The organism is Martelella sp. UBA3392, from assembly GCF_002358775.1.
In the GTDB taxonomy this organism is placed as follows: Bacteria; Pseudomonadota; Alphaproteobacteria; order Rhizobiales; family Rhizobiaceae; genus Martelella; species Martelella mediterranea.
This window is the reverse complement of sequence record NZ_DEPM01000216.1, coordinates 1-12,272: the sequence shown is the minus strand read 5'-3', so window position 1 is coordinate 12,272 and position 12,272 is coordinate 1. Positions and strand designations below refer to the sequence as shown.

Below are 12,272 nucleotides of genomic sequence, written 5' to 3'. Positions count from 1 at the left end.
AAAGCCATACGCGATTCCCCTGCCTCCGGGGCGAGAAGATTGGGGGGCTATGCGACAAAGTCATATGCGATAGCCCTGCCCTTGAGGGAGAGATCGTTTTTGCCACCTTCGCCAAGAAACAGAACGTTCCGTGCCGGCTGCAGGCACAGCCCTGCTTCGGCCTCACCTATTGCGAGCAGCAAGCCCTCTCCGAATTGCTTCCGCAATCTCCTCCGTCGCGTCCACCGGCACATAGTCATAAGGCGCAAGCGCGCCCTCGAACGGCCGCGTCTGGCCCGCCGCATCCAGCCTGTCGATAAAGCCGGCGAGCTTGGGATTGAGGCGGTAGGGCCGCATTGGAAACACCGGTTTGCCGGTGGAAAGCGCCTCGCTCATCATATTATGCGAATCTGCCGTGACCGCCAGCATGTCAACGTAGCCGAGCATCGCCCGATAGGGGTTGTCGGTTTCCGGCGACCAGATCCAGTGCGGGAAGCCATCCAGACGCTTGCGCAGAGCCGCCATCACCGGTTCCGGCGTGCGCCGCGACTGGGTGACGATGATGCTGCCGACCTCAGCCTTCGCATGGTCGATCTGCTGCATGAAGTGCGCGAGCGCCGCCGCCTGATCCCGTGTGCCGGAGATGGGGTTGCCGGTCAGCACGCCAAGCCGCGGCGACGGCAGTTGATCCCATTCGGCAGGTCGCGCTTCGACCGCCGCGGCGATTGCCTCGGGCGTCAACGGGTGCGGCCCGGTATCGGTGACCAGAACATTGTCGGCGCGAAACCGATCGTGGCGCGGCATCCAGATCAGATCGGCGGCCGATTTGCCAATCCTCGGATCCTTCAGAAACACGGTGAACGTCCTGCCGCCCGAAGCGGCCTTCACCGCCTTCAGATAGGGCACCATGCGCCGGCCACTCGCGATCGCGACATCGGGGAACGGCGGCGCGATCGGGCTGCCCGGCCGGCCGGGACGATGTTTCGGCGGCACGGGGCCGCGCGGCATCAGCCATTCCCATGGCTTGCCCGGCGAAATCACCTTCTCCTCCGCCGCCTCGCCCAGCCGCGAGACCACCCCCAGGCACTGCACCCGATCCCCGATCTTGCCGTCCGTGAGTATCCAGATATGCAATGGAGAAGGCCCTTTTCCGAGAACAGCGACATCCGCTTGTGACGCGTCGCGACACGGGCGTCAACAGCCGGAGCGCTTCGACGGCTTGCGGCAAGTCACGACAACGAAGGCGGTTCAGCCTCGCCGCATAGCCCGCCAATCTTCTCGCCCCGGAGGGGAGAGATGTCGCGAAAGCGACAGTGAGGGGGGAGTCTATCCCCGCGAAAGCCCTCACGTTTGGAAAAGGCCGCGCCACCCTCACTGCCCCTTTCGGGGCATCTCTCCCGCCAGCGGGAGAGAGTATTGGGAGTAACCCGCGAGGCCATCCGAAATCGCCGGCGGAACACCCGCCGGCTCCTCACTCATATGCCAATGAGGCCTACATGCCCTCGGGGCCGCGGTTCATCGAGGCGGGGCCGGTGCGGCAGATCTCGACGAGACCGAGCGGCTTCATGATGGCGATGAACTGATCGACCTTCGACACCTTGCCGGTGATCTCGAACAGGAAGTGCTCGACCGTCGCGTCGACCACCTTGGCCTCGAAGGCATCGGCAAGCCTGAGCGCCTCCTGGCGCTGTTCCCCATTGCCGACGACCTTGACCAGCGCGACCTCGCGCTCGACCGGCGGAGCCTGGCCCAATTCGCGGGCGCGCACCGAAAGATCGACGACCTTGTGAACCGGCACCATACGGTCGAGCTGCGCCTTGATCTGTTCCAGCACGTCGGGCGTGCCCTTGGTGACGATGGTGATGCGCGACAGATGCGCCTCGTGCTCGGTTTCCGAAACGGTGAGGCTTTCGATATTATAGCCGCGGCCGGAGAACAGGCCGATAACCCGGGCGAGAACGCCCGGCTCGTTGGCGACGACAACCGAAAGCGTGTGGCGTTCGGGCGCCGCGGTCTGGCTCGAAATGAAATAGGCCGAGCCGGTGGGCTGTAGTTTCGCGTTCATTGTTCTGACCTCTTTCAAACGTTAGACGAGCTGACGGCCCTTGGCGTCGATGGCGGTGGCGACGGCCTCGTCATTGGCCTCGTCCGGCAACAGCATGTCGTTATGCGCCCTGCCCGACGGGATCATCGGGAAGCAGTTGGCGAGATTGGCGACGCGGCAATCGAAGATCACCGGCTTCGGGCAGTCGATCATCCGCTGGATCGCCTCATCCAGGTCATCCGGATTGTCGCAATAGATGCCCTCTGCGCCATAGGCTTCCGCCAGCTTGACGAAATCGGGCATCGCCTCGGTATAGGAATGCGACAGCCGGTTGCCGTGCAAGAGCTGCTGCCACTGGCGCACCATGCCCATATACTGGTTGTTCAGGATGAAGATCTTGATCGGCGCATTGTGCTGGATCGCCGCCGACATTTCCTGAATGCACATCTGGATCGAGGCATCGCCCGCGACATCGATGACCAGTGCTTCCGGGTGGGCGATCTGGACGCCCAGCGCCGCCGGCAGGCCGTAGCCCATCGTGCCCAGCCCGCCCGACGTCATCCAGCGCTTCGGCTCCTCGAAATGCAGGAACTGCGCGGCCCACATCTGGTGCTGGCCGACCTCGGTGGTGATATAGGCGTCACGATCCTTGATCGCCGCGTTCAGCCGCTCCAGCGCGTATTGCGGCATGATCACGTCCTTGTTCGGCGCATAGGCGAAGCAGTCGCGGCCGCGCCAGCGGTCGATATTCCGCCACCAATCGTCGAGCGACGGCTTTTCGGCCGGCAGCGCCCGCCACAGCCGCACCATGTCCTCCAGCACATGGGCGACATCGCCCAGAATCGGGATATCGACGCGGATGTTCTTGTTGATCGAGGATGGATCGATATCGATGTGGATCTTCTTCGAATTCGGCGAGAAGGCATCGACCCGGCCGGTAATGCGGTCATCGAAGCGCGCGCCGATACAGACCATGACGTCACAGTCATGCATCGCCATATTGGCCTCGTAGGAGCCGTGCATGCCCAGCATGCCGAGCCAGTTCTTGCCCGATGCCGGATAGGCGCCGAGCCCCATCAGCGTCGATGTAATCGGAAAGTCGGTCAGTTCGACCAGTTCGCGCAGCAGGCGCGAGGCCTCGTCGCCGGAATTGATGACGCCGCCGCCGGTGTAGAGAACCGGGCGCTTGGCATGGGCCATCAGCTCGATCGCCGCCTGGATCGCCTCGGCATTGCCCTGGACCTTCGGCTGGTAGCTTTCGCGTATCATGTGTTCGGCGAGCGGCGTGTAGCGGCCGGTGGCGAACTGGATATCCTTCGGAACGTCGACGACGACCGGACCCGGACGGCCGGTCTGGGCGATGCGGAAGGCTTCATGAATGACATCAGCCAGCTCGTTTACGTCCTTGACCAACCAGTTATATTTGGTGCAGGGGCGGGTGATGCCGACGGTGTCGCATTCCTGAAACGCGTCGGAGCCGATCAGCGCGGTCGGAACCTGGCCGGAAATGCAGACCAGCGGAATGGAGTCCATAAGCGCATCCTGCAGCGGGGTTACCGCATTGGTGGCGCCGGGGCCGGAGGTGACAAGCATGACGCCGACCTTGCCGGTGGAGCGGGCATAACCTTCGGCCGCATGGCCGGCACCCTGCTCATGGCGCACAAGCACATGCTCGATTTCGTCCTGCTGAAAAATTTCGTCATAGATCGGCAGCACGGCGCCGCCGGGGTATCCGAAAATGTGTTCGACCCCGTTTTCCTTCAACGCCTGCAAAACGATTTCGGCGCCTGTCATCATGTTGTCCGCTGCGGTCATCTCATTTTTCCGTTTGATGGTCCTGGGTTTCCTCGGGCATAAAAAAAGGCCCCTTCAAGGAGCCTGTCGTCGCGCATGGGTGGCTGCTGCCGGATGGTTACACCATCCTGCCCATGCGCGATCCCACCACAATAAGAAGTTCTTTCTTAGCCATGCTTGGCCTGATAGCCCGACTTTCCGCCCGCGTCAACGCGCAACTGCAAGAAAAATGCCGTGGAACCCAAGCGCGCGCAATAAAATTAGCCGGCTTGGATATGCATCCCTTGTCCTAACCCTTTGCCGGATCGAGCCTTTTCCACTCCGGCCCCATCTGGTTGCGAAACCACGTCATCTGCCGCTTGGCATATTGGCGGGTGGCGGCGCTTGACTTTTCGATCACCTCGGCGCGGCTCATGTCGCCGGAAAGCATGGCCGCGATCTCCTTGACGCCGATGGCGCGCATTACGGGGGCCGCCGGATCGAGACCGAGCGCCAGCAGCGCCTCGACCTCCGCCACCGCGCCCGCCTCCAGCATCGTCTCGAAGCGGCGGTTGATGCGGTCATGCAGAACCGGCCTTTCCGGCAGCACCACGATTTTGTCCGCGCGCGTCGCGTCGATCAGCGGCGGCGGATTTTCCGACTGAAAATCGGCGATCGAGCGGCCGCTGGCCGTAAACACCTCAAGCGCCCGGACAATCCGCTGGCCATCGTTTGGCAAAAGACGCCCGCCCATGATCGGATCGATCGCCAGAAGCTGTCCGTGAAGCGCCGAAGCGCCCTCCTCGACCAGCGCCTGTCGCCATTTTGCGCGGATTTCAGGGGCGACCAGCGGCATTGCGGCCAAACCTTCCGTCAACGCCTTGAAATAGAGCCCCGTACCGCCGACGATCACCGGCACCCGCCCCTCGGCTTCAAGCCGCTTGAGCAGCGTGTCCATGTCGCGCAGCCACGCGCCGGTGGAGTACTCGTCGCCGGCAGGGACATGGCCGTAAAGATAATGCGGTATGCCCTGCATTTCCTCGACGGAAGGTCGCGCCGTCAGCACGCGCAGGGTGTCGTAGACCTGCATGCTGTCGGCGTTGATCACCACGCCGCCGGCTGCTTCCGCCCGCGCGATCGCATAAGCGGACTTGCCGCTCGCCGTCGGCCCCGTTATCAGAACGGCACGCCAATGTTCACCTGAGGAATTCGCCATGGCTCTCGTTGCCACGCTTGTCGCCAATCCGTCAAACCCTGTCGTGACCGAGGACCTCGTTTCCCGGCTTTCCGGCGCCGCCTGGACGGAAAAAGCCAACTGGCTGGCAACCGGCATCGCCGCCGACCTATGGCTGTCCGAAAGCGCGGATGCCGTGGCGGCGGAGAACGCCCTCAGAACCGCGATCGGCGCGCTGCCGGTCGACGTGGTGGTCCAGGATGCCGCAACGCGCCGCAAGAAGGCGCTGCTGGCGGATATGGATTCCACGATGATCGGCCAGGAATGTATTGACGAGCTTGCCGCAGAAGTCGGCCTCAAGGACAAGGTCGCCGCCATCACCGCCCGCGCCATGAATGGCGAGATCGAGTTCGAGCCGGCGGTGCGCGAGCGGGTCGCCTTGCTGAAGGGGCTTTCGATCGGCATCGTCGACGAGATCATCGAAAAGCGCATCACGCTGACGCCCGGCGGCAAGGCGCTGATCGCGACGATGAAGGCCAATGGCGGCTATGCGGCGCTGGTTTCCGGCGGCTTCACCGTGTTCACCAGCCGGATCGCGGCAATGCTGGGCTTTGACGAGAACCGCGCCAATATCCTGCTGGAGGACGGCGGAAAGCTCACGGGCCACGTTGCCGATCCCATACTCGGGCGCGAGGCCAAGGTCGAGGCGCTGCATGATGTCGCGGCCAAGCGCGGCATTTCCGTGGCCGATGTCATGGCCGTCGGCGACGGCGCCAACGATCTCGGCATGATCAAGCTCGCCGGCAGCGGCGTCGCGCTCCATGCCAAGCCGAAGGTTGCCGCGGAGGCCTCGATCCGCATCGACCATGGCGATCTGACGGCGTTGCTTTATATTCAGGGTTATCGCCGGGAGGAATTTGCGAGATGACAATTGCCGAAACCGAACGCCTGATCATCCGCAACTGGGAAGACCGCGACCGCGACCTGTTCCACGAGATCAATTCCGACGACACGGTGATGGCGTTCTTCCCGATGCGGCGCACCAGAGCGGAGAGCGACCAACTCTTCGACATGATCCGCGCCATGATCGCCGAGACCGGCTATGGCTTCCCGGCCGTTGAATTGAAGGAAAACGGAGAGGTGATCGGCTTCACCGGGCTGAACAAGGTCTACAGCGCCGACATCAAGCCGGACGGCACACCCGAGCTCGGATGGCGGATGACGACGCGCCACTGGGGCAAGGGCTATGCCACCGAAGCGGCCCGCGCCATGATCGCGCTCGCCTTCGACGAACGCGGCCACGACCAGCTCGTCTCATTCGCGGTCGCCGATAACCACCGCTCGACGGCGGTCATGGAACGGCTGGGCATGGAGCGGGACCTTGCGGGTGATTTCGACCACCCTTCAATACCGGACAGCCATCCGCACCTGAAACGCCACGTGCTCTACCGTCTTCACAAGGCCGACTGGCAGGGCTGAGGCCTATTCGAGCACCAGGCTGACGATGCTGAGCGCGCCGTCGGGGGCCGCAACCATCAGCGACACGCTGCGGCGGCCCTCGGAGATCAGCTTGACGATGCGGGACCGCACCTCTTGCGGCGTCGCGACGGCATCCTGCTCGACCTCCACGATCACCATGCCGGGCTCCAGCCCCTCGTCGGCGCCGGCGCTGTCCGGCTCGACCTCGGTGATCAGCACGCCCTCGACATCGCCGTCGATCTGGTAGAGCGCGCGGCCATTGTCGTCGAGATCGCCGAGCGTCAGCCCGTAGAGCGACACCGGCAGGCCGGGCTGATCGGGCACGCCATCCTCCGACAGGGCTTCATCGGTCAATGCCGGCTCGCTTTCCGCCAGTTCGGGTTCTTCCAGCAGTTGCGGCGTCACCTGAACCGTCATTCGTTCACCGTCGCGTACGATCTCGACATCGGCCGGCTCGCCGATCCGGCTTTCGGCGACAAAGCGCGGCAGGTCGCGGGGGCTTTCGATCGGATGGCCGTCGAAACTGAGGATGATATCGCCTTCCTCGAGCGGGCCGCCGGCACTCGGTCCATCCTCGATGATCGAGCCGACCGCGACGCCCGATGGATCGTCCGAACCCAGCGAAGCCGCAAGGTCATCGCTGACCTCCAGCACGCGAATGCCGATCCAGCCGCGCCGCGTCTGACCGAACTCGACGAGCTGATCGACGATATTCTCCGCCAGTTCGCTTGGCACGGCGAAGCCGATACCGATCGAGCCGCCCGAGGGCGACAGGATCGCGGTATTGATGCCGATCACCTCGCCATCCATGTTGAACAACGGGCCGCCGGAATTGCCCTTGTTGATCGCCGCATCGGTCTGGATGAAATTGTCATAGGGGCCGTCGAGCTCGCGCCCGCGCGCCGAGACGATGCCGAGCGTCACCGAGCCGCCGAGACCGAAGGGATTGCCGATCGCCACGACCCATTCGCCGATCCGCACGCTGCGCGAATCGCCGAATTTCACGGCCGGCAGCGGTTCATCAGGCTCGACCTTGAGGACGGCCAGATCGGTCTTGTCATCAACGCCGAGCAGCGTCGCGTCCAGCGTCTCGCCATCGGCGAGCGTCACGGAAATCGTGTCGGCATTCTCGATCACGTGGTTGTTCGTGACGATGATGCCGTCCGGATCGATAATGAAGCCGGAACCGAGCGATGACACCGGCCGGCTGCCGGGCCCGCCTTCGCCATCGAAGAAGTCCTCGAAGAATTCCTCGAAAGGCTGGCCTTCGGGCACCTTGGGCACCGGACGATCGCCGGCATCGCCATCGCCTTCCTGCGAGATCGAGATATTGACCACGGAGGGCAGCAGCCTTTCGGCCATGTCGGCGATCGAGACGTCGGAGAGGGTTTCCGCCTCCGCCCGACCGAGCGGCCCCGCAAGCGGCGTCGAAGCGACCAGAGCGACCGCAAGCCCGAGACCGGCAAGGCGGCGGACAAAGAGGGAATCGACTGTCTTCGACATGAAGCCTCCGTCATTGATGATCAGATCATAGGGCATTTCCGGCGAAGATCGAGACCGGAGCCTCCGAAAATGATGGGCCCGCCTCCCACGGTCTCAGCCGTGCACCAGGAACACCAGCAGCACGCCAAGCGCGACGGCGACAACGCCTGCCAGTCTCAATGCGCCTTCCGAGAAAGTCGGCAGCAGTCTTGCCATCGAGACAAGAAACGAAGGGGCCAGTGCATAGACCAGCCCCTCGATGATCAGAAAGAATGCGAATCCGATCAGGATATCCTGCATCAGCATGGATCAGTTGCTCCCGGCGGGAGCTTCCGTCGTATCCTCTTCCACGTCAGGCGCGAATGGCGCGGGCGCATCGTCGCTGCCGCTGGAGCCGAAATACTCGAAGAACTCCGAATTCGGCGACAGCACCATCGTCGCATTGTCGTTGATGACGTCCTTGTAGGCGTTCATCGAACGATAGAAGGCGAAGAAGGCAGGATCGCGGCCATAGGCATCGCCAAGGATGCGGTTGCGTTGGCCATCGCCCTCACCGCGCAGGATTTCGGCTTCCTTTTCCGCCTGCGAGGTGATCTCGACGACCTGGCGATCGGCCACGGCCCGCCGGGTTTCAGCCTGTTCGCGGCCGTTTGCCCGGATCGCCTCGGCTTCCGCAAGACGCTCCGACTTCATCCGCGAATAGGTATCTTCGGAGACCTCGGGCGTCAGGTCGGTGCGCAGAACGCGGACGTCGACGATCTTGATGCCGAGCTTTTCGGCGTCGTTGCGCAGCAATTCCTGGACTTCCTCCATCATCGAAGCGCGTTCGAAGGAGAGTGCCGCCTGGAAACCGCGCAGGCCATAGACCCGGCGCAGGGCTGAATCGAGCAGCGACCGCAGCTGCCCTTCGGCCTCCGTCCGGTCGCCCGAGACGGCCTCGCGGAAGCGTTCGGGATCGTTGATGTTGTACACTGCGAAAGCGTCGACGATGTAGAACTTGCCGTCGGCGACCTGGATGCGCAGATCGCTGAGGTCGAAGCGGAGATCCTGCTTCGAGACATACTGAACGCGGTCGGCATCGATGAAGGAGAAGGGAAGCTTGAAATAGATTCCCGGCTCCGACTCCACGCGCTGGATCTCACCGAAGCGGATGACGATCGCCTGCTGGCGCGGATTGACCACGAAGAACGAGCCATAAAGCACCACGAGAATGACGCCGATGGCGGCAAGGGTAGCGAGAAGACGATTGGATGACATTACTGGCTCGCTCCCTGCGTCAGGTTCTGCGTCGAGGATGATGCGGGAAGCGTCCGCTGCGTCCGCTGGGCCGCATCACGGTCGATCTGATCGAGCGGCAGATAGGGAACGACCCCCTGCCCTTCATCGTCGACGATGACGTTCTTGGACTGCGACAACGCGCCCTGCATGGTCTCGAGATAGAGACGCTTGCGGGTCACGTCAGGCGCGGTGCGATAGGAATCATAGATCGAGATGAAGCGCTCGGCCTCACCCTCTGCTTCCTTGACGACGCGATCCTTGTAGGCGGCCGCCGCCTCGCGAACCACGGCCGCGTTACCGCGGGCAGCACCCAACTCCTTGTTGGCATACTGGTTGGCTTCCTGCTGGAAGCGGTCCGCATCCTGTCCGGCGCGCTGAACCTCGTCAAAGGCATCGGCCACCTGCTGCGGCGGCGACGCATCCTGGAAGGACACCGCGTTTACAGTGATGCCGGAGCCGTATTCATTCATTGTTTCCTGAATGATCGTTTTCACGTTGACTGCGATCGCCTCGCGCTGCTCACGATAGACGTCGTTGGCGGGCCTGCGGCCGACAACTTCGCGCATGGCGCTTTCGGAAACCTGATTGAGCGTCTCGATGGGCGATTCCACGTCAAACAGGAAGCTCTTCGGATCGGTCACGTTGTAGATCACCGAGAAGCTGAGATCGACGATGTTCTGATCGCCGGTCAGCATGATGCCCTCGGGGTCGCCGCGGCCGCCGCCAAGGGTCATGCGGCGTTCAGTGATGTCGACCTTTTCGACGGTCTCGAACGGCCAGAACATGAAGTGCAGACCCGGCTGGGCGACGTCCGTCTTGGGCTTGCCGAAGCGCAGTTCCACGCCGCGCTGGTCGGGCTGGATGGTGTAGACCGACTGCATGATCCAGAACACCGCCAACACCAGAACGATGATGGCGATCAGGCCGGCGCTGAAACCGCCGGGGAACATGCCCTTGAACTGATCCTGGCCCTTGCGGAAGAAATCCTCGATATCAGGCGGGCCGCCGTTTCCGTTGCCGCCATTGCCGCCGCCGGAGGGGCGCTTCGGCCCCTGGCCCCAGGGTCCCTGATTATCGCCGCCGCCTCCCCAGGGACCGCCGCCATTCTGATTGCTCCAGGGCATCCACACCTCTTAACTGTTTGTTTCCTCTGAACCGCAAAGCGCGGCCCCGTTGACGCGCAAGGCGTTTGACCCGTTATAAGGATGCAGACGACCGCTTTCAACGCGATCCGTGATAACGAAAGAGTTTTCTCGGTAAATTCCTGTTCAACGACGCCGCTCATAGACCCTGTAGCATGTCGGATAGTCATCCTTCTCGCCGGCGGGAAGCCGTTCCTCCTCGCCGATCTCCCAGAGCGCGGGATCGATTTCCGGAAACACCGTATCGCCCGCAAGCGTGGTCTCGACATGGGTGATGCGCAACCGGTCGGCCAGTCCCATCGCCTGCCGGTAAATCTCGCCGCCGCCCTGAATGCAGATCTCGTCCACGCCCTTCTCCACGGCATCCTTTCTGGCGAGCGCCAGCGCGTCCTCCAGCGAGGTCGCGGTCAGGCATCCCTCGATCACGAGGCCGGGATCACGCGACACGACGATATTGGTGCGGCCGGGAAGCGGCTTGCCGATCGATTCGAAGGTCTTGCGGCCCATGATCTGCGGCTTGCCTTTGGTGATCGCGCGAAAGCGTTTGAAATCGGAGCCCAGGTGCCACGGCATGTCGCCGGCCCGGCCGATCACCCCATTTTCGGCCACGGCCGCGACCAGCACGATATCGATTTTTTCCATGAATGGGCTCCTCAAAAGCGGCTCGCCGCTTCATGCCATACCCTTCTCGCAAGGCGCAATGCCAGAGGGGCCTGAAGGGGCCAGAAGAGCGGGATTGTCCGCGCGAGGGCTGGACGGGTACGACGCGACTGCATAATCTGGCCGAAAGCCTTCGGCAGGCGCGCGACGACCCTTTCAGAGAACCGCCTTTGACCCAGATCGACCAGACACAGAAATTCATCATGCGCGGCCGTTTCGGCGCCGACAGCTTCATCCCGTGGATGGACCGGCATGCCCGCAAGCTCGGACTGGAGAAGCGAATCATCGCCGTATCGCCCGAGCGCATCGAAATGGCGGTCAAAGGCCCGCCTGCCCTGATCGACGCGATGGAAATGGCCTGTTCGCTGGGGCCGATCGATATCTGGGTCGAGGACATCGAATGCCTGCCGCTCAATGCCATGCCGAAATCCGATGAGCCGGTCAGCCATTGACGGGGCGGCTTATGGCCCCGACGCCCAACGCGGCGACCGCAAACCGAATTACCCTTGCATCAAATTTGTTCATTCTTGCAAATGCATATTTGCTGTGCAAATTTAGACGCCGTCGACGTGATCGCTTGTTGAAAGGGCGCGCCGGCCGATGACAAATCAATGTTTGGAAAGCCCCGAAATGCACCCCCAGACAACAGGCAGATGGACGCCGGCGGCGCTCTCGGCCGACCTGGCCGCGGGCACGGCGATGCCGGCCAGCCTCGCGGACAAGACCATCGCCCTGTGGCGCAGCGCCTCCGGCCGCCTGACCGCCTCCGACGACCGCTGTCCCCACAGGGGCATGCGCCTTTCCCACGGCTTCGTGCGCGGCGAGGCGCTGTCCTGCATCTATCACGGCTGGCGCTATGGCCAGGATGGCCAGTGTCTGCGCATCCCGGCTCATCCCGATCTCACCCCGCCAAAGACCATCCGCGTTGAAACCTATCCCGTGATCGAACAGGACGGCATCATCTGGATCGCGGACGGCGAGGATGCCGGCGCGCCGCCGCCCCTGGACGGGCTGACGCCGCTTCGCTCGCTGAGCGTGAGCGCCGGCATTGCCGCCATCGAACTGGCCGCCGATGCAAAAGCGGATGCCGACGGCCTGCTGAAACCATCCGATGACGCCTTATGTCTTCTGCTTGCCCCGCTTGGCGAAGCCGAAACGTTGATTCATGTGCTCGTTTCCGCCGACGCGACGCCACCGCAGCGGATCCCCGCCTCGCGGCAGGCGGAAACGCTGCGCCGCAAGGCGGAAGCCGCCAGCAACC

Annotated in this window: 13 protein-coding genes; 4 read left to right on the top strand and 9 right to left on the bottom strand. The window is 63.2% G+C overall.

Going from position 1 to position 12,272, the window contains the following annotated elements; translation table 11 throughout:
• Positions 1 to 162: 162 nt before the first annotated feature.
• From B4E36_RS17545 to miaA, 4 genes are all read right to left on the bottom strand, one after another.
• Positions 163 to 1,113 (bottom strand): mitochondrial fission ELM1 family protein, encoded by a 951-nt coding sequence (locus tag B4E36_RS17545; RefSeq protein WP_345900617.1) that lies wholly within the window; start codon positions 1,111 to 1,113, stop codon positions 163 to 165.
• Positions 1,114 to 1,471: 358 nt separating this feature from the next.
• Positions 1,472 to 2,044, bottom strand: a complete 573-nt coding sequence (gene ilvN / locus B4E36_RS17540; RefSeq protein WP_230721235.1) for an acetolactate synthase small subunit — start codon at positions 2,042 to 2,044, stop codon at positions 1,472 to 1,474.
• Positions 2,045 to 2,065: 21 nt separating this feature from the next.
• Positions 2,066 to 3,838: an acetolactate synthase 3 large subunit gene (locus B4E36_RS17535; protein ID WP_292059771.1), complete on the bottom strand. Its 1,773-nt coding sequence runs from the start codon at positions 3,836 to 3,838 to the stop codon at positions 2,066 to 2,068.
• 268 nt (positions 3,839 to 4,106) lie between these two features.
• Complete coding sequence (gene miaA / locus B4E36_RS17530) at positions 4,107 to 5,012, bottom strand: tRNA (adenosine(37)-N6)-dimethylallyltransferase MiaA (protein WP_292059804.1); 906 nt, start codon at positions 5,010 to 5,012, stop codon at positions 4,107 to 4,109.
• On the opposite strand from miaA, the gene serB reads away from it, so the two are divergent.
• Positions 5,011 to 5,898 carry a phosphoserine phosphatase SerB gene (gene serB, locus B4E36_RS17525; protein WP_292059774.1) on the top strand — a complete coding sequence of 296 codons (888 nt, stop codon included), beginning with the start codon at positions 5,011 to 5,013 and terminating at the stop codon, positions 5,896 to 5,898. The two genes, miaA and serB, sit on opposite strands and share 2 nt — an antisense overlap.
• Entirely contained in the window at positions 5,895 to 6,449 is a 555-nt protein-coding gene (locus tag B4E36_RS17520) for a GNAT family N-acetyltransferase (RefSeq protein ID WP_292059776.1), read from the top strand. Before serB ends, B4E36_RS17520 begins: the two co-directional genes overlap by 4 nt.
• A 3-nt stretch (positions 6,450 to 6,452) precedes the next feature.
• On the opposite strand, the gene B4E36_RS17515 is transcribed toward B4E36_RS17520, so the two are convergent.
• The 5 genes from B4E36_RS17515 to B4E36_RS17495 form a co-directional block, all read right to left on the bottom strand.
• Complete coding sequence (locus B4E36_RS17515; protein ID WP_345900616.1) at positions 6,453 to 7,952, bottom strand: Do family serine endopeptidase; 1,500 nt, start codon at positions 7,950 to 7,952, stop codon at positions 6,453 to 6,455.
• A gap of 93 nt (positions 7,953 to 8,045) precedes the next feature.
• On the bottom strand, positions 8,046 to 8,231 hold the full coding sequence (locus tag B4E36_RS17510; protein ID WP_026173171.1) for a DUF2065 domain-containing protein: 186 nt from the start codon (positions 8,229 to 8,231) through the stop codon (positions 8,046 to 8,048).
• A gap of 9 nt (positions 8,232 to 8,240) precedes the next feature.
• A complete protein-coding gene (gene hflC, locus B4E36_RS17505) occupies positions 8,241 to 9,188 on the bottom strand; it encodes a protease modulator HflC (RefSeq protein WP_018063035.1) in 948 nt (315 codons plus the stop codon).
• Positions 9,188 to 10,333 (bottom strand): FtsH protease activity modulator HflK, encoded by a 1,146-nt coding sequence (hflK, locus tag B4E36_RS17500; RefSeq protein ID WP_345900615.1) that lies wholly within the window; start codon positions 10,331 to 10,333, stop codon positions 9,188 to 9,190. Before hflK ends, hflC begins: the two co-directional genes overlap by 1 nt.
• Before the next feature lie 144 nt (positions 10,334 to 10,477).
• The gene (locus B4E36_RS17495; RefSeq protein ID WP_345900614.1) at positions 10,478 to 10,993 is read right to left on the bottom strand and encodes a dihydrofolate reductase; all 516 of its coding nucleotides are present in this window, start codon (positions 10,991 to 10,993) and stop codon (positions 10,478 to 10,480) included.
• Positions 10,994 to 11,181: 188 nt separating this feature from the next.
• Between B4E36_RS17495 and B4E36_RS17490 the strand changes: the two genes are divergently transcribed.
• Both B4E36_RS17490 and B4E36_RS17485 read left to right on the top strand, forming a co-directional pair.
• On the top strand, positions 11,182 to 11,463 hold the full coding sequence (locus tag B4E36_RS17490; protein ID WP_292059784.1) for an acylphosphatase: 282 nt from the start codon (positions 11,182 to 11,184) through the stop codon (positions 11,461 to 11,463).
• A 178-nt stretch (positions 11,464 to 11,641) separates the two neighbouring features.
• On the top strand, positions 11,642 to 12,272 hold a 631-nt coding region (locus tag B4E36_RS17485), incomplete at its 3' end, for a Rieske (2Fe-2S) protein (protein WP_345900613.1).